Raw genomic sequence first — 18993 nt, 5'->3', positions numbered from 1 at the left:
AGGTGATGCCGTTCACCGGAATCCGAAGCCGTCGCGTCGCGCCGGTACTGTTCGTCCTGCTGCTGCTCCTGCAACACGTCGCCTGGGCGGCCGGCCGCCCGCCGGGGACCGCCGTTCGCGATGGAACCTTCAGGGTCAGATCCGCGCGGCCCGCGGCCGAAGCCGACCTCCTGTACCGGATGTCCGCCGACCCGGCGATGGGCGCAACAATGCTCGCCCGTTCGGCTTCGCTGAGGGCGGGAAAACGCGGCGCGGCACGCGCGGAGGAGTTCCTGGTCTTCGATTTCAATCTCGGGCGGTATGAATCCCGCTCCGCGACCCTCGTCGCCAGCGGAAAATATTGTCACGTCTATGTGGCGAAGGACTCCGCAGCCCTGCTCGGAAGCGCTTCTGAGCGGCTCGTGGCCGAGATCCGCGACACGTATGACGATGTCATCCATCCGCTGCTGGCGGCCTGGTTCGGAGACCTCGTACTGTCTCCGGGACTGGGGCTTGCGGATACCAGGGTCATCATCAACCTGTGCGATATCCGCGACGGGATGTCGAACGGTTTCATCGCCGGGTATTTCGATTCGCGGGACCTCGACCCGGCCGCCTTCCCGGTGGGAAATCTCAAGCCCGTGCTTCACCTGGACATCAATCCGGGCGCGCCGGGGCGGCCGGACGACAAGAATAATATGTTCTATAGAACGCTCGCCCACGAGTGTCAGCACATGATCAACTTCGCGCGCCATCTCGCCCAGGGTGCTCCTCCCGAAGAACGATGGCTCGAAGAGGGGCTTTCCTGTTTCGCCGAATACGCCTATACGGCGACGATGGATGCCGGCGGGAACGGTCTTCCTCCCGATCCCCACCTTTCCAGTTTTCTCGAGAACCCCGACATCGTCCTGACGATGAACGCCGAGAGGGAATGGTTCGACGACGCGACGCTGTACAGGCACTACGGGGCTTCCTTCCTGTTCGTCTACTATCTCCAGGAAAAGTTCGGCAGGATTCCGGACGAGGCGCGCGGTTTCATCCGCTCGATCGTCGACAGCGGAAAAACCGGTGCCGCCGGAATCAGCGCGGCGCTCGATCGGCGGAACGCGTCGATGACGTTCGAAGACGTCGTCCGCCACTGGCTGATCGCGAATCACCTCGACCGGGTCGATCTGCAGAACGGCTTCTGGGGCTACGTCGACAAGCACCGCCGTCTTGGTGACGAGGCGCGCGGCCTGCCGATTCCGGGGACGCTGCATCGATACGTGCCCGGCGGCGACTCGTTCGTCGGCGGCGAAGGCCGCGTCAGGCCCAATTCGGCTCATTACGACATACTCACCGGCTCCGGGCGCGTGACGCTGCGGTTCAAAGGCGATGCCCCGGGCGTGACGCCCCTCCTCGTCACCCCGGCCGAGCCCGGATACGAACGCTGGACGAGCCTGACGCCCGACGCCTCGGGTGCCGCGGAGATCGAACTCGACTTCGACGCGAATCCCCGCTACGTCCTGGTCAGCGCGATCGCAACCGCATCTGCCCTGACCGGTTCGGAGCCAGTCGGATACCGATTCAGCCTGTCGCCGGCCCGGGTCATGCTGTATCCCATTCCGCACCCCGCCTTCCCAGGCGAATTCATCGTCGTCGTCGCCTCGCGCGACGGGGCTCCCCTCGCGACCCCGACGGTGACGGTGAAGTTCAGCAACCTCGAAAATTCGCTGGTGATGAGCCCCACCGACCCCGCGTCGAGGACCGTTTTCGTCGGAAACTACACCGTTCCGGGCATCGGCGAAGGCCAGGTGATGGCGACTCTTCCGGGCGGCAACAACAGCAGCTTCTCGTTCTTCAACGCGATCACCCGCTCCGGAGCGGCCTCCAGCCTTTCCTTGCGCGGGGCCGCCCTGACGGTCACCGCGCGGGCGGACGGTCTCGGCGCTTCCCTGTTCGAGTCGGCCGTTCCCGATCTGCCGGGCGGCCTGAATGTTCTTTCGAGACCCTATCTCGTCGTTTTCCCCGAAGCCGGCATTTCGGAGGCGCGGCTCTCGATCGATATTCCCGCGGGATGGGACGGTGACGATGGCCGGATCGGCCTCTGGGCCGCCGACGGTTCGTCGGAACGCTGGATCCGCGTCAGGCGCAACGGGAAAGGGTTCTTCAGCGACCTGCGAAGCGCCGGCCGGTATCTGCTGACGGCGGATGCGGTGCCTCCCCGCATCCATGACGCGCATGTCGACGAGACGCCCGGGCGGCCTTCCCTCCAGGCCAGAATTTCCGATGACGGTTCCGGCATCGATGCCGGATCGATACGGGTCGAGTCGGCCGGTGCGGCCGTGCCGCATGAATACGATGCCGCGACCGGCCTCGTGCGGGCCGACCTGGCGCGCGTGGGCGGGGGGCGTCAGACGATCTCGCTCGAGGCGTCCGATCATGCCGGAAATGTCGTTCGGACAGCGCTTGCCGCAAACCTCGCGGGACCGCTGAAGATCGTGCAGGCCGTCGCCTGGCCGAATCCGGCGCGCGGCCCCGTGACGATCGCCGTGATGCTCGCCGGAGACGGGGCCGACGATCCCACGCTCGAAGGCGAAGCCGTGATCCGCGACGTATCGGGGCACGTCGTCGCCATCCTCCCGCTTTCCTCCGCGGGAAACCGCACCCTGACGGCGTGCTGGGACGGCCGAAACGCCGCAGGAACCGCCGTCGCGAATGGCGTCTACCTGTTCCGGGTGCGGATCGAGCACGGGAACGACCGGCTTTCTGCAACCGGTCGTATCGCGATTCTCCGGTAACGTCTCCCTGCCGCCGGCAGGCGGTCAGATCACTTGGTGTAGGCGCCCAGGGCCCGGCGGTACCGCTCGCGCTGCTGGACGAAGGCATTGAGCATGGCCTGGGCCTGCGCCTGGTTGCCCGACGTGGCGGCCTGGACGTATTTCTGGTATGCCGCCTCATACTCGTCTTTCACGACGCGCAGGTTCTTGTGCATGTTCGCGTAGGGAATGCAGTCGATCGAGGCGTCGAGCCGAACCGGGTCGTACGATTCGCGCGCTTTCGGGGCCGTTTTCACGACCGGCTCGGATTCGGTGTCCTGAAGCATCATCTGGGGGACGGGGGCGGTCGTTGCCGCGGTGGTCTTCTTCGATTTCTTGTCGCGGCCGAACAGCTTCGCGATACCGGTGAACAGCTTCTCACCGAGGAACCCGCCCAGCATGCCGCCGATCATCGGCCCGATGACCGGGATCGGGATCATCGCGCCGAGCATCGAGCCGACGGTCGAGCCGACGGCCTGGCCGGCGATCGCGACGGGATCGAGGTTCTTGAGGGCTTCCTTGAAACTCATGCCGGCGCCGAGGTTGCCGCCGAACTGGCCGCCCGCGATCGAGGTCAGGGTCGGAAGCAGGGAGCCGGCGATGGCCCCCACGACCGGGATCGGGACGAACGTCTGGATCAGCGGCGCGATGACATGGCCCGCCGCCGCGCCCATCGAGCTGCCGACGACGTTGCCGACGAACTGCATCGAGGCGACGGCCGACAGGGCCTGCTTGAGGCTCGGCTTTTCCCCCGAGGCGATCTGGCTGACCAGGTTGACCGCGATCGACGTTCCCGCCGTGATCGCGACGTTCTTTACGCTGAACGACTGCTTGATCGAGTCGGCGGCCCGTTCCAGACCGACGCCGAGCGCTTTCTTGCCTCTCAGGAGGGTTTCGCTGAGCTTGAGCTGCCGGAACTGCTTCGACGTATCGTCGGAATAGGCATACGCCGTGCCGCCGTCGATCGCCCGGTCGATTTTCCCGTCGACGACCGTCTGCTGGTAGGCCTGTTCCTTCCACTGGTTGTACGAAGCCTGCTGCTGCCTGTAGGCCGCTTCGAGCGCGGCGTCGTTCGGGGAGTTCTTCCAGGCCTGTTCGGCGTCGAAAAGTGCCTTGTAGCGGCTGGTGGCGGTCGGATCGACCGTCGTGTATTTCGTGTTTTCGAGGAACTGCTTGATGACGTAGCTGCGGTCTTCCGGGTATTTCTGGATATACGACTGGAGAAAGTCGCGGTAGGTCTGCGGCTTGGATGACTCGAACACGTCGAGCACTTTCTGATACGGCGCCTGGATGCGGTTGTCGGTGAGCATCTTGTAGAACAGCGACGCGTTGACGCCTTCGGTCGAAAGCTGCTCGCTGCCGGTCTTGAGGATGCCGTCGTTCGCCCCGCTGACCACGCCCTGGTTCTTGAAAACGTAGTTGTTTTCCGCGATGTTCTTCTGGCTCTGCACGCGCCAGGAGCTCGAGTTGCCGAGGCGGTCCTTGTTCGCCAGCGTCTCGATCGCCTCGGCCCAGCCCTCGGAGTAGGCGAACCCCTCGTCGGTGACCGAGTTCTTCGTGTGGGCGCCGGCGTAGCGCGTCCTGGGGTAGTTCGGCGTCTCGTAGGTCTGGTCCATGATCATGTGGCCGACTTCGTGCGCGATGACCGAGGCCGCCGACGAGTCGTTCATGCCGCCCTGGAACGCTTCACTGTCGCCCGGGATGACGAGCCGGTTCGCGTTGCTGTTGTCGCGGTAGGCGACCTGGCCGTTCGTATCGGTTTCGGCGAGGACGAAGCCCTTCGAGTCGTGATAGATCGAGCCGGAATCGCCCACTTCGAGATACACCGGCTTCTTCAGGTCGCTGACCAGCCACTCGGCCAGCTTCGGGTCGCGGACGCCCGCGTTCACTTCCTGCTGGAGCCGCTCGATCTTCGTGTTGCGCGCCTCGACCTGCATCGCGACGATGTTCCGGAGTCCCGGATCGCTCTCGATGTAGGATTTCAGCTGCTGATACCGGCCGTCGCTGGCGGAAAGCTCGCGAAGGACGGGAACGGTGTTTCCCAGGAAATCGCGGGTCTTGACGCTGTGCGTATTGCCTTCGACCGGCGCCACGATCTTGATCTGCGACATCGCCGCTTCCGACGAGAGATTCTGCGCGATGACGCGGTTCGCCCCGTCGCGGACATAGTATTTCCCTGAAGTGGTGTCGTATTCGGGCTTCACCGTCTGGACGATCTGGCCGGAGTCGTCCCGGACGACGTAGCGCACGCCCGCCGTGGTCAGCTCGAACGCCCCGCCGGCAAAGACGGGCAGAGCCAGCAGCAGAGCCAGCACCACCAGGAAGAATGGGCGATACCGCGACATGCGTTCCATATCGAAAACCTCCGGCCAATCAGGGTTCAAAACGCCAATTTTACTGATTATACCAACCGCTCCCCGGGGGCCACAAGGGTACGGGCATGAAGTTCGAAGTTTGAAGATTGAAGTTTGAAAACCGGAACATCTTAACTTCGTTAATCTGCTTTGCTCGGCAGGGTGACGGCTGTCGGACTTCAGAATTTATTCTGCGTTGTCTGCTTCATCAGCGACATCTGCGGAATGGTTCTCAAGAAAAACCAAGCCTCTGTGTCTCTGAATCTCTGGGGTTCGTTGTCTGATTTCCTGGGTTGAAACGAGGAGGAACGGTCGGACGTTTCATGGGAAACCTGGGAGGGGCTCACGAAATTGGAGAGGCGTGCCGATAACATAGCGGGGTTCTCTCTCTTTTTCGGCCAAAACCTGATCAGGTGCTGATATGAAACGAATGAAAAGCAAACTCACTGGAGGCGCGGTTCTGATCGCGCTGCTGGGGTTCCTCTCAGCGGCCGTGACGGCGCACGCGGCGACCTCGCCCGTCGCCCCCTCGATCCGCTCGGTTGCGCAGACGCAGGCCGTGGCGGCGAAGAAGGGCGGCGAGGCGTGTCTGAGCATGCTGCTGAACCGGGATCTGTCCGTTCAGATCCAGGGCATGCGCGCGAACGGCTTCGAAGGCGTCAAGGGCAACATCAGCCGCATCGTGGGTGGCCGAAACTTCACCGCGGCTGATCTCGACTACGCTGAGGTTCCCTTCTACACCGTCAACGGCCTCGGCCTCACGGCTCTCCTCCACGACGGCGGCGAATGGCCCGGCACCGGCGGCGACACAGCGAAAGACGACGGCCGCGCCAGCTTCGGCACCGACTGGGCGGGCGAATTCTACGATCTCGACCGGAACGGCCACTACCCCAAGGCCGTGCTTCGCTATATCGGCAGCCACTGCTACATCTTCGTGCCGCCGATGTTCTTCCCGACCCTTCCGCGAGGCATCTCCTCGACCGAGGACACGACCCCGGCTCCCGATCCTGCATGGGGCCTGTACTGGCCCGACACCGCCGGCTGGGGAAGCGACAAGCTGTATTTCGCCCCTGCGACCGGTGCCAAGACGCTCGATCCGCGCTTCGTCTTCGGGATGGACAAAAACTCGGCCCGCGCCAGCCTCAAGGCGTTCGCCGACGAGTTCGACAGCGTCATCTATCCGAAAATGCGCGAGTATTTCGGCAGCGAGCCTGATGTCGACCAGGATTCCAAGGTCTTCATCCTTCTCGATGACATTCGCGACGGCGTCGGCTCATTCCGCGGCTACTTCTGGGCCGTGAACCAGTTCCCGCGGACGCAGATTCCCTACAGCAACGAGAAGGAACTCCTGCATATCGATCTATTCCCGACCTTCCTGACCGAGCCAAAGCAGGCATACCGCACGACGGCCCACGAATTCACTCATATGATCCACTTCAACGAGGGCACCCAAATCGTCGATGGCACGCTCCAGGAAGAGGAACGATGGATCGAGGAAGGCTTCACGCAGTATGCCCAGTATGTGTATGACAAGTCCCAGACGACGAACGTCGACGAGTTCATCAAGGAGCCCGATACGATCCTCGTCGAGCCGCGCACGAGCGTCTGGCTCGGCTCGAGTCCGTTCAAGAACTACGGGGCGAGCTTTCTCTTCATGTATTACCTCGCCGAGAAATACGGAGGAGCAAATGTCTCGACCTTCATGAAGAATCTCGTCCGCGACAAGGCGACAGGCATCGAGTCGATCAACAAGGCCCTGCTCGGCTTCAACACGACGATGGAAAACGTGTTCGCCGACTTCGCCATCGCCAACATCCTTGACAAGACCCGCAAGAACGATTTGAGCAGCCTCAACGACGGGAAGTGGGGCTACAACGCCGACAACGACTACGACACGACCAACAACATCGGCGTCAACCAGAGCCTGCCCGTGAAATTCTCGGAACGGGTCATCCTGAGCCCGTCCGGCGCCGTCCGCTCGGCGAACGTCAACCCGTGGGCCTCCGATTACATCGAGATCTCCGGTAGTTCGGGAAACCTGAACCTGGGCTTTGACGGTGACGACACGCTCCTGTTCAAGGCCGCCGTTGTCAAACGCGGCGAGGACATCGACCCGTCGGTCGAGTTCATCTATCTCAACGAGAAGCAGGCCGGCAACCTCATCGTGCAGAATTACGGCGCCGGCAACGCCTACGAGAATCTCGTGCTTCTGCCCATGATCACGACGAAGGGAAACTACGAGAAGGCGAACTACGTCTACTCGACCACGTTCTCCGACCTGAAGGTCGCGGTCTTCCCGAACCCGGTCTACGAGAACAACCTGCACATCGTCGTGCGCACGAACGACAAGTTCGCCTCGACGCCCCGGCTGCAGATGACCTTCAATTCCCAGCAGGGATACCTGACGATGACCCCGATCAACGACAGCACATATATCACGAACTATGCGCTGACCGAATCCGGGGAAGGCGTCGTCGAAGCCTACGGGACCAACAGCAATGGCACGATCCTCACCAACAACCTGAAGTTCAGCGCGGTCTACTACCCGCCGAAGAGCCAGGGCTCGCTCTCCGCCTCCTACGGGCGCATCACCTTCCCGACCGGATCGCTTCGCAAGGCCGGATACGTGGTCCTTGCGGCTTCGACCGAACAGCATTCCTACGCCGGTCTGCGGCGCATCACGCCTATGCTTGACGTCGCTCTGCCCGGCGATACGACCGACGCGCCCGTCAGCGTGGCCCTGCCTCTGAGCGGCCCCTGGACGGCAAGCCTGCCGGTCGGTCTGTTCGCTGCCTCCGACAATGGCCCGCAATGGTTGGGCCGCGCGGACAAGGTCGGTAACGAGATTCTCGGCGCTCTGAGCCGCTCGGCGACCGTGTTCGCCGCGATCGACCAAGTTGCGCCTGTCATCGGCGGCGAAGCCGAAACCGACAAAAACGGCATGGTCTCGATCGGCGTCACCGAGAATGGTTCGGGGATAGACGCCGGAAGCATCGTCGTGAAGATCGGAAACGAACGCGTTCCTGCCCGGTGGGACGCCGCTTCCGGGAAGATCGTCGCGAATCTCGCCGGGCGGCTCGACGGCCGGTACGATCTCGACGTCGAGGTCGCCGACAGACTGGGGAATAAAGTGCATTCGAATATAACGGCAAATATGGCGAGTGCGTTCGGCCTCGCGCAGGCCATCGTGTATCCGAGCCCGGCCCGCACGGTTGCCTACCTGCGGATGACCTTCCGGGGCGGCGCCGCTGTGGGTGCCCAGATCGAAGCGCGCATCTACGACATCGCCGGCGAGGATGTCTGGAAAACGAGGATGACGCATGTTGGCGGCGGAGTCTACCAGGCCCGCTGGGACCTGCGAAACCGGCGCGGCGATGCCGTCGCGAACGGCGCCTACGTCGTCGAGTTCGAGGCGTCGGCGAACGGCGAATCCTGGACGGAACGCCGCAAGATGGCCGTGCTGCGGTGAGCGAGGACTGAGAGATGACGATGCCGGAAAACGGGGGACAGGTGATGAACAAGGGAAAGCTGGCGATTCTGCTGCTGGTGCTGCTGACGTTCCCGATGATTCAGAACTGCGGCGGCAGCAACGGCGGCGGAACGTCCGATGCGGTCGTGGCGCAGCAGTTGATCAACGACGGCTGGGCGAACCTGGAAACGGGCGCCTACAAGACGGCCGAGTCCAGTTTCATGCAGGCGCTCGCCGAGCCTTTGACGGATGCCCAGCGGATCGATGCCAACAACGGCCTCGGCTGGGCGATCTCGAAAAACGGCAAGATCCTCGAGTCGATTCCCTATTTCGAAATCGCCGCCGGAAGCAGCAAGGAAGCCAAGGTCGGCCTGGCCGCGGCGCTGATCTTCAGGCACCAGACGACCGACGATTACCTGAGGGCTGCCGAGTTGCTCGGGAACATGCCTCCCGACAAGTTCGTCAGCCAGCACAACGGCCTCGCGCTGAGCACGGCGAAAGTATACGCGCTGACGGCCCTGGCCTATGCATTTGCGGGCGACAAGGACCAGGCGAAAGCGAACATGAACAAGGCCGCCGCCCTCGACTCGATGATGGTTGGCACAACCGTCGACCGCATCGACGAGGCGTTCCGGCTTCTCGGATGGTCCGACTGACGCAGTTCCCGGATGTTCCTGTAGGGGCGGGTTTCAAACCCGCCCCTACGTGTACTACCGGGTGTTCCCGATCGGTGGTCTCGCACCCGCAATATCTGCTATCATCCCCTTGCCATGCCTCTCTTCGATAACGTATTTCTGACCAGCCGCCGCCTGGTTCTTGGCTGCTGCATCGCCATGGCTTGGTCCGGTCAGGCGGACGCGCGGCCGCGCGATCGGATCGCGAGCGCGCCTGTGTTTGCGGCCCGGGAACAGGACGAGGTGATCAAGCGAAGCGTTCTGAGCTTCCTGCGCGAGCATCCGTCGCGAAAACCCGGCGAGGGCTGGTTGTTCCTGTCGCGCCAGTACAAGGAACTGGCGCGGCCCGAGCCTGCGCTCGAGTTGATCCGCACGCTCGTGCGGTCCGATCCCGTGCCGGTCGACGTCAAGTGCGAGGCGCAGCTGCTGCTTTCCGAGATTCTCGTCGACCAGAAAGAGTTCGACAAGGCCCAGCGCGAACTCGAGCGGATGCTCGAGTGGAACCCGCCGCGCGAGTATCTGGTCAAGGGCAAGATCGCCCGCGCCCGCATCGTCGGAAGAGGACTGACGCGGATCGAAGACCTGTACAAGGCGTTCCGCCGGTATTACACGCCGTTCCCCGAACTCAGCGAGATGGAGGAAATGCCGTATCTGATGGGGTTCGCCCGCGGGTACGACCTCGAAATCGGCATGCGCGCTCTCGAAGCCTGGGAGGAAATCTCCCGCTTTCCCGAGCGCGACGCCGCCGACCTCGCGAGACTCCACATCGGCCTGTTTTATGCCTACGACTTGTCGAAGCCGGAACGGGCGTCTCCGTATCTGCAGGCCATCAAGCCCCCGTATGAGTCCGAGGCGGCCGTGCAGTCCCTGTTCGTGCGGGGCGCGTTGCGCCAATTCCATCTGCCCCTCGAAGAGCCGAAGGACGCGCTCGAGGATTACCGTGCATTCCGGAAGGCGACGAAAGACCCCCTCGAATACCGGATCAGCGGCATCCTCCTCGGTCATCTTCTGGTGGAGCGACTGAACGATCCCGCCGCGGCGATCGAGGTGTTCGAGGAACTCGCGAGTCTGCCGCCGCACCTCGTTCCCGCGACCCCGTCGCTCTCTCTCCAGAAGCGAGAGGAGGTCGAGGACGAGGACCGGTGGTGGGGCGTTCTCGGCCTGAAGATGGCCGGATATACAGCCGAGTATAAAATGAACGACCCCGACCGCTCGAAGTCGTGCTACGAACGCGCTCTCGACATCCACCGAAAGCGCCGGGGCGTCGCCGTCGATCCTTGGCTCGTGCAGGCGCTCGCTCGCACCGAGCCGAAAGTCTCGAAGGCGCAGCTCCTGTTCGACATGGCGTATGAAAAATACCGCAGTCGCGACGTGCGTGCCGCCCTCAAGCTGTACGAAAAGTTTCTCACCGAGCACCCGGATCACGAACTGGTACGCGAAGCGTTGTTCCGGACCGCGCTGATCACCGACAACGACCTCCGCGACTACGATGCGGCGCTCGATCTCTACAACCGGTATCTCGTCAAAGCCGTTCCGCGACAGTCGACCTGGAAGCTGGACGTGCTTTACGACTGGGGCCGCCTCGACGAGGTGCGGTACAAGATCGGAAACCTGCTCGCGCTTCACCGGAAAGACCCCGTCGGCGCTCTGAAAGCCTGGGGCGATCTGTCCGCCGCCTATCCTGACAGTTACTGGGCGATGCAGGGCATGAAGGACAGCATCCGGGTCTACCGGGAATCCCTCGGCGACGAAAACACCGCCCAGAAGAAGATGCGCGACTTCATTGCGAAATATCCCGACTCCAAAGACGCCCAGATATTCAGAAAAGACCTTGCCGATCGGCTGCTCGGGAGCCAGGATTACGTCGGCGCCCTCGAAATGCTGCGGGCATACCTCGACCACAGTCTGCCGTCCGAAAAGGGGTATCTCGAAACGAAGGCGCAATGGCGCGATCTGCTGTTCCGGCGCCGCGAGGCCGAACTGCGCGACCGCATGGCCGCCGCTGGCCTGCGCGACCGGTTCGACCTCTACGGTCAGCTCATCGACGTTCTCACGCTCGCCAGTTCGAGTGCGCCGCTGGAGAGCCTCGCCGGCGAGATCGCCGAGGCCGAGATGCCCGACGAGATCCGGTGGGGACTCACCTACGACATCGGCGGCGCGCTCTACAGGCACTACCCGGCTCAGTCGCGCGCCGTGTTCGAGCGGCTCGCCGAAACGAGCTCGGGAACGACGAAGCTCGCCTGCCTGCTCACCCTGGGAAATATCGCATATCGAATTGACAAGTCGATTCCGAAGGCGATCCAGCTCTACGAGACCGCCGCTTCGCTTGCCGAACCGCTCGATCCGAACATGGAGACGCCGTTGTACCGTCTGGGACGGCTGTATCTGTCATCCGGGGACGCCGCCCGCGGCCTTCCGACGCTCCAGGCATTCCTGCGGCGATACCCGCAGAGCAGACATGTCGCGAAAGCTTCGCTGGCCATGGGGCAGGCGTATCTTGCGCTGCACCACCCGGTCCAGGCGATCAGGTTCTTCCGGCGCGTCGTGCGCCTGTCTCCTGCCCTGGCGGATGAGGCGAAAAAGGGAATCGAGCAGGCCGACCTTGAAGGCGGGCCGGATACCTGGCTTGCCGCTCAGGCTGAGGAACGGAAAAAGCGCCGCGAGGCCGCCGAGCTTGCCGCCGCCTCGGACACGCAGGAGCTCGGAGAGCGTTCCGGGACCCGGGCGACCGCTTCCGAAACCGAAACACTCGAGGATCTCGAGCCTGCAGAGCTGTATGAGCGGTATCTGAGTCTGATGGACGCCAGGAAACCCGACGGCAAGAAGGCCGTCGAGATCCTGGCGGAACTCCTGAAGCGCGGAAAAGTTCCGGCCGACATATATGGCAAGGCGGTGCGGCATTATATATCCTGGATGATGTTTCGGGCGCCCGATGCCGAGACGTTCGTCAAACAGGCGCAGAAACTGCTCACGGAGCGAAACTACCCCGACGCTCTTTCCGAACTTCTGTACCGGATGGCGATGGCCCTCGATCGGATGCTCAAAAAATACGAGCCCGCCAACAAGGCGTATTTCGAGTATCTCTCGTTCTTCCCGAAAGGTCCGAGGGCCGTCGAGATCCGTCAGCGGCTGCCGCAGATCTACGAGGCCGCCGACGACGGGAAGAACGCCCTTCGATTCTACGAGAAGCTGATCGAAGACTCGTCCCTTCCGGCGGCGGTGCGGGTCGATGCGTCGATTCGCAAGGCGGTGCTCCTGGAAAAGGATGAGAAGAAGGAGGAGGCGGTTAAGACGCTCGAGGCCGCGCTTGCCTTCGAATCGCCCCGGCGCGGCGAGATTTGCCTGCGTCTCGAAAAGCTGACCGACAATTACGATTACGTGAAAAACGCCCTCGAATCGCAGGGCGAGGAAAAGTTCCGATTCGCGGCGCTCAAGCGACTCGTCGAAAAAGCCCGTAAAGACAAGGATGAAAAGGCCGTTCGTGCGCTGCTCGACGGATACGGCGACATCTGGACGATGCCCGAGGCCCAGCTATGGGTCGAGAAGAAGCGCGACGAGCTTTCGAAGCTCGGCGTCATCGAGGAGATCGAGCGCCAGATCGAACTGTTCCCCGAAGAGCCCGAAACGCCTGCGCGCCTGTTCAGGCTCGCCGGCCTGGTCGAGGGACGCGAGGACGCGAAATACCGCGCGCAGGACCTGTTTTACGAGATCACGCTCGTGTATCCCGGCTCCGAATTCTTCCGCGAGAGCAAGATTCGCTCGGAGAACACTCGGGCCGTCAAAGCCGTCGCCGAACTCGGCGACATGCTCCGGAAGGGCGTGAAGGGCTCCGACGGCGAGGAGATCCTGCTCGAGCGCGCCCGGATCTACGGCGAGGCCCTGAAGGAGCCGTCGAAGGCCCGCGAGGATTACGAGGCTTTGTTGAAGCTGTATCCCGATTCGCCCCGGCGCGACGAAGCCTGGCTGGGGCTGGGCGAGATCGCCTTGACGCAGGATCGCGACGCCTCGGCCGCCCTTCGCCTCTGGGAGGCCGGTCTCGCAGCCTGCACCGATCCCGCCGCCCGCCAGGAGCTGACCAGGAAAATCAACGGTCTGGGCCGGTTCCGCGAACGCGTCTTGTATTCAGAGAAACGGGCCGACCACGATGCGGCCGAACAGCAGATCTGGCGCATCTGGCGCCTCGAGAAAGATCCGGACTACGCGCTCAGTCTTCTCCAGGAGGCGCTGTCCCGCATCGAGAACCGGCCGCATGCCGCGAGACTGCGATATCTGGCCGGCCGCCTGCTCGAGGAGACGGGGAACGACGTCGGCGCGCTCGATATGTACAAGAAGGCCTGGGAGAGTTTGTACCATCCCGGCTGTCGTAAAGATATTGTATTGTATAGAATGGCCCGGATTCAAGCCCGGCGGCAGCAGACGGCCGAAGCCTATCGCCTCTACTCGGCCCTCGTGAACCGGTATCCCCGGAGCCGGCTCAGCCGATCGGGATTCTACTGGCTTTACAAGCAGGATGAGGCGGCCGGCCGGCTCGCCCAGGCGCACGAGCGGCTGACGGGACTTCTCGCCTTCCGTCAGCTTGCCCCGAGCCATCGAGCGGCCATCCAGGCGCTCGAAAAAAACGTGGCGGCCCAACTCGACATTGCGCAGCTGGAACGGCTTCGCGGGCTTTCCAAGCAGGGCGGCTCGGAGTTCCCGTATTACATCGGGAAGGTGCTCGAGAATGACCTGCGGGATCTCGACCGGGCCATCGCGCAATACGAAAAATATCTGAAGAGCCATCCGAACCTGTCGCGGTCCCGCGATCTCATGCTGAAGATCGCCTCGCTGTATGAGCGCAAGGGAAACGCCGTGAAGGCGGTCACCGTGCTCGACGAGTATCTCAAGACCGTCGCGCCGGATTCGCGCAATCTCGACCTGCTGATCCGCATCGGCGCCCTCGTCGAGGACAAGCTTGCGAATCAGGAACTGGCCCGCGTGTTCTGGGAAACGGTGAAAGACGAGTACCGCGACATCGCCGACGTGCGCGAGTTCGCCGTTTCCAAGCTCAAGCGGCTCGTCGAAAAGAAGATGGCGGTGGCGAAGAAACCGGTGCGCAAGGCTGTGAAACGCGTGTATACCGACGACGACAAGGAGATTCTCGAGATCCTGAAGGACATCAAGGAGCGTTTCATCGATGATCTCGGGGACTACACCCGAGCGGAGCGCGAGCTGGTTGGCCTGTGGGACGAGAGTCTCGACTCGCCCGCGACCCTCGATATCCTGAATGAGCTGGTCGCGCTTTGCGAGAACCAGCTCATGGACCCGGAAAAGGCCGGCGAATACTACGAGCGCTGGCTGTCCGAGAACAAGGGCGACCCGCTCTACGGCGAGTACGTGATGAAACTGTACGACCTGTATATGGAAAAGCTGCGCGACGGCCAGAAGGCGCTTCGCCTGCTCGAGGCGTTCACCCGCGAGGTGCCGAACTCGCCGTTCGTCGACGAGGCGAATCTCAAGCTCGGTATGGCGAACGAACAGCTCGTCATGAACTGGGACGAGGCGCGGCGCATCTACCAGCGCATCATCGACACGAAGAAGAACGACCCGATCGTGCACGAGGCGTATTATCGCATGGGAAGCGTCCTGAGGGACGGCTTCGCCAGTTACGCGGAGGCGATAAAATACTGGGAAGAATTGAATTCCCAATATTACAACAACCAGTTCGCCGCCGACGCCCAGTTCGCGATCGCCTACACGTACGAAGTCTACCAGCGTGACTACACGAAGGCGCGTGCCGCCTACGAGAAGATTCTCAATCTGTATCCGAACTCGCCGCTGCAGAACCAGGTGCGCGACGCCCTTCTGCGGATCAGCGGCAAATGACGCTGTCACGAGGTGCCCGGTATGTTGAAGATGAGTGAACTCCTGGACCTGGTCGAGCGGTACGAGCGATTTCTCACGTGGTTCGCCGTTTCCGTTCTCCGCACACTCGGCGAGGGGCGGCCCGAGGTCGAGCGCAAGCTTCTCGGCGTGATCAAGGGAACCGTGATGCCCGTCCCGTTCAGCCTGCTCAGCCGTCATCTCGAGCGGATGAACGACCCGGAGATGGCGCGCGTCAAGACGTTCGAGGCGCTGATGGAGCGGCATCGTCTGCTGACCGACGTCGCCGAGTTCATCGGCAACGAGGTCGGAAAAGAGTTCGCGAACAAGCCCCTGCTCGAGTTCATGGCGCGGGGCGACGATACCGAGCGGGCCTTCGCCATGGCCGCCCTCGCGACCTTCGGTCATGCGAAGGCAGGCGAACAGCTTCAGGAAACGTTCTCGAAGCTTCCGCGGCTGCTCCGGTGGGGCGTGCTCGTCATTCTCGAGCAGGGCGGCGATCGGCGCTGGACGCCGTTGTTCCTGTCGGCCCTCGACGATCCCGAGGGCGACGTCGTCTGCATCGCCGTGAGCGCCCTCGGGAAGAGCGGACTGCCGAACGCATCGGGTCGGCTCCACAGGTTGCTGAAAAACAGATCCGAGATCGTGGCCATCGCAGCCGTCCAGGCCGTGGCGTCGCTGCGCGATCCCGGCTCGGTCGAGCCCCTGCTCGAACTGGCGAAAACGACGGACAACGATCGCGTGCGGGCGACGGCTGTTTCCGCCCTGGGCGGCTTCCCGGGCGCGGCGACGCAGAAGTTCCTGGGCGACATGCTGAGGCACGAAGACACCCGCACGCGCGCGAACGCGGCGGTGGCACTGAAGCGCCAGTTCCTCGCCGGCGGCCGGAAAGACGAGGCGATCATCGAGCGGATCAAGGGACTGCTGCAGGACGAGGACCACCGGGTCAAGGCAGACGCCGTCCAGACGCTCTGGGAACTCGGCTGCGTCGAGAGTATGGGCGAGATCGAGCGGCTTCTCGAAAGCCCCGACGAGAAACGCCGGGCGTCGGGGGCCTATCTCGCCGGCAAACTGCGGCTCCTCCAGTTCAAGGACAGCCTCGTTGGCCTGACCGACGATTCCTCATGGAACGTTCGCAAAACCGCCGCCATCGCCCTGCTCGGACTGGGCGCGACGGGATGCGAAATCCTCCGATACCTGCTGGTCCACGGCTCGCCGGAACAGCAGATCTGCGCCGCGTACGTGATCGGCCTGACGGACGACCCCCAAGGGGTCGACACGCTTCTCGCCGTCAGCACCTCCGAAACCGAGCTCGGCGAGATGGCGACCGACCTGCTGATGCGACTTTCCAAGCCGGTCGATATGTGATATCGTTGGCCGCGCCGATGCCGGCTCGAACCGGCTTCGGCACGGCGTATTCTTTGTAGCGGAGGATCCGATGAGTTACCCTGAAGGCGCTGTTGCCCAGCCGGCGGAACAGCACAAACCCTATATTCCCGCGGAAACGGTCATTCCCGAGTTTTCCCTGCTGCCGGTGCTGGTGGGGGCGCTGCTCGGCATCGTATTCGGCGCGTCGTCCGTCTACCTGGTGCTCAAGGTCGGCATGACGATCAGCGCGTCGATTCCCGTCGCGGTTATTTCGATCACCCTGTTCCGCCTGTTCGCGAAGATGTTCAAAATCAGGCCGGCCACGATCCTGGAGAACAACATCGTCCAGACGACCGGGTCGGCCGGCGAGTCGATCGCATTCGGCGTCGGCGTGACGATGCCCGCCCTCATGATTCTCGGCTACGACATGGAAGTGACGCGCGTCATGACCGTCTCCTGCCTCGGCGGCCTCCTCGGCATTCTGATGATGATCCCGCTGCGCCGCGGCCTCATCGTCGCCCAGCACGGCAAGTTGACGTATCCCGAGGGAACGGCCTGTGCCGAGGTGCTCATCGTCGGCGAGCAGGGCGGCACCAACGCGAAGACCGTCTTCACCGGCTTCGGCATCGGGTTCCTCTACAAACTGCTGATGGCCGGCCTCAAACTGTGGAAAGATATCCCATCGTATATTATTCGCTGGTACAAGGGTGTCGAGGTCGCGGGCGAGTTTTCCCCCGAGCTAATGGGCGTGGGTTACATCATCGGGCCGGCGACCGGCTGCATCATGCTCGCCGGCGGCATCCTGGCCACTCTCGTTTTGACGCCGCTGATCAAGATGTTCGGCGAGCAGCTCAACGACCCGATCTTTCCCGGCACCCTGCCGATCTCGGCGATGACCACCTCCGACATCCGCAGTGCCTACGTGCTGTACATCGGCGCCGGCGCGGTGGCGACGGGCGGCATCATCAGCATGATCTCTTCGCTTCCGCTCATATTCAGCGCCTTCAAAGCCGGCGTGACGGATATCTTCTCCGGCTCGAAAAACGGCGCGGGCGCCGAGGCGCAGAAGCGGACCGACCGGGACATGCCGATGAGCGCCGTCGTGATCGGCTCGCTTGCCCTCGTTGCGGCGATCTGGGCCTCGCCGTCCCTCCAGGTGAATCTCCTCGGCGCGCTTCTCATCATCATGTTCGGCTTCCTGTTCGTGACCGTCAGCTCGCGACTCGTCGGCGAGATCGGCTCCTCGTCGAACCCGATCTCCGGCATGACCGTCTCGACGCTGTTGCTCACCTGCCTCATCTTCCTCGCCATGGGCTGGACGGGCGCGGGATACCGGCTCACGGCCCTCTCGATCGCGGCCGTCGTCTGCATCGCGGCCTCGAACGGCGGCACGACCTCCCAGGACCTGAAGACCGGCTGGCTCGTCGGCGCGACGCCCTACTACCAGCAGATCGCCATCCTTGTCGGCGCCCTCTCGTCGGCCGTCGTCATCGGCGTCATTCTGCTCGCCCTCGATTCGGCCTCGACCGTCTACGCGAAACCGCCGGTGCCCTTCAAACATCGAATCACCGCTGAACAGGCAGCGAAGCTCGAGCCGGCAATCCTCCCCGAAAACGAGCGACGTGCCGACCCAGGGGAATACCGGATGCTGCGCGTGCATGAGGCAGTCGAGGACGTTCTTCCCGGCCGGTATCTCGTCGACGCGAAGGGGGAGATCGCTTATATCATAGATCCTGGCATCAACGGCACCATCGCGCATCGAGACTCGGACATCGTCTATGAGGACGTCGGCTCGAGGGGAATGAAGGTCGACGCCTCGCGGCTGACGGCGCGCGAACGCCGCCGCGGGCCGACGGCTGGGAACGATTCGTCGCTGTATCTCGTGCTCCAGCTCGATCAGGAGGTCGAGGGAGTGCCCGAGGGCCGGTATCTGGTTCTCGACGACGGAACGGTGAAATATAAAGTAAACTATACCGGCTCGGTGCCCAAATACGGCGCGCCGCAGGCGAAACTGATGTCCGTCATCATCGACGGCATCCTGACCCAGAAACTGCCGTGGATTCTCGTGTTCATCGGCGCGTTCATCGCCCTCATCATGGAGCTGTGCCAGGTGTCGGCCCTGCCCTTCGCCGTCGGCGTCTACCTGCCTCTCTCCTCCTCGCTTCCGATCTTCATCGGCGGCGCGATCCGGTGGCTCGTCGACCGCACGGCGAAGAACCAGTCGATCGCCGAGACCGAATCGAGCCCCGGCATGCTTCTCTCGTCGGGCCTGATCGCGGGAGGCGCCATCGCCGGCATCTTCATCGCCTTCCTGGGCGCGAGCGAGAACGTCTCGAAGGCCCTCGACATGCACGAGAAGGTCGGCGCCCTGGCCACGTCGGACCTGTATCCGACGCTGATCTTCCTCGGCCTCGGGGCGTTCCTCTTCTCCGTCGGCCGCCAATGGATTCTCAAGCCTTCGGCAGGTTCGAAACCGTAACCTCGATGCGGTG

At 63.1% G+C, this 18993-nt stretch carries 7 protein-coding genes; 6 read left to right on the top strand and 1 reads right to left on the bottom strand.

Annotation, left to right across the window (positions count from 1 at the left end):
* The first annotated feature begins 2 nt into the window (after window positions 1-2).
* Window positions 3-2759: a hypothetical protein gene (locus PLU72_05465; GenBank protein ID HOT27614.1), complete on the top strand. Its 2757-nt coding sequence runs from the start codon at window positions 3-5 to the stop codon at window positions 2757-2759.
* 29 nt (window positions 2760-2788) lie between these two features.
* Here PLU72_05465 and PLU72_05460 read toward each other — a convergent pair whose 3' ends face one another.
* Window positions 2789-5131 (bottom strand): sulfite exporter TauE/SafE family protein, encoded by a 2343-nt coding sequence (locus PLU72_05460; GenBank protein HOT27613.1) that lies wholly within the window; start codon window positions 5129-5131, stop codon window positions 2789-2791.
* Window positions 5132-5552: 421 nt separating this feature from the next.
* Here PLU72_05460 and PLU72_05455 point away from each other — a divergent pair, with 421 nt between their 5' ends.
* The 5 genes from PLU72_05455 to PLU72_05435 all read left to right on the top strand — a co-directional run bounded on the left by PLU72_05455 (window position 5553) and on the right by PLU72_05435 (window position 18980).
* Window positions 5553-8600: a hypothetical protein gene (locus tag PLU72_05455; GenBank protein ID HOT27612.1), complete on the top strand. Its 3048-nt coding sequence runs from the start codon at window positions 5553-5555 to the stop codon at window positions 8598-8600.
* Window positions 8601-8644: 44 nt separating this feature from the next.
* The gene (locus PLU72_05450; GenBank protein HOT27611.1) at window positions 8645-9256 is read left to right on the top strand and encodes a hypothetical protein; all 612 of its coding nucleotides are present in this window, start codon (window positions 8645-8647) and stop codon (window positions 9254-9256) included.
* A 114-nt stretch (window positions 9257-9370) separates the two neighbouring features.
* Window positions 9371-15136, top strand: coding sequence for a tetratricopeptide repeat protein (locus PLU72_05445; GenBank protein HOT27610.1), 5766 nt, complete (start codon window positions 9371-9373; stop codon window positions 15134-15136).
* Between the two features lie 21 nt (window positions 15137-15157).
* Complete coding sequence (locus PLU72_05440) at window positions 15158-16501, top strand: HEAT repeat domain-containing protein (GenBank protein ID HOT27609.1); 1344 nt, start codon at window positions 15158-15160, stop codon at window positions 16499-16501.
* 70 nt (window positions 16502-16571) lie between these two features.
* Window positions 16572-18980, top strand: coding sequence for an oligopeptide transporter, OPT family (locus PLU72_05435; protein HOT27608.1), 2409 nt, complete (start codon window positions 16572-16574; stop codon window positions 18978-18980).
* The last annotated feature ends 13 nt before the right edge of the window (window positions 18981-18993 follow it).

The sequence above is a fragment of the Candidatus Ozemobacteraceae bacterium genome (assembly GCA_035373905.1).
Taxonomy (GTDB): domain Bacteria; phylum Muiribacteriota; class Ozemobacteria; order Ozemobacterales; family Ozemobacteraceae; genus MWAR01.
The sequence above is the reverse complement of the archived record's forward strand: the minus strand, read 5'-3'. Positions and strand labels throughout refer to the sequence as shown.

Bases quoted from the DNA above. Each gene is read 5' to 3' on its own strand.
- PLU72_05460 (HOT27613.1), bottom strand. From the start codon at position 5,131: ATGGAACGCATGTCGCGGTATCGCCCATTCTTCCTGGTGGTGCTGGCT.
- PLU72_05455 (HOT27612.1), top strand. From the start codon at position 5,553: ATGAAACGAATGAAAAGCAAACTCACTGGAGGCGCGGTTCTGATCGCG.
- PLU72_05450 (HOT27611.1), top strand. From the start codon at position 8,645: ATGAACAAGGGAAAGCTGGCGATTCTGCTGCTGGTGCTGCTGACGTTC.
- PLU72_05445 (HOT27610.1), top strand. From the start codon at position 9,371: ATGCCTCTCTTCGATAACGTATTTCTGACCAGCCGCCGCCTGGTTCTT.
- PLU72_05440 (HOT27609.1), top strand. From the start codon at position 15,158: ATGTTGAAGATGAGTGAACTCCTGGACCTGGTCGAGCGGTACGAGCGA.
- PLU72_05435 (HOT27608.1), top strand. From the start codon at position 16,572: ATGAGTTACCCTGAAGGCGCTGTTGCCCAGCCGGCGGAACAGCACAAA.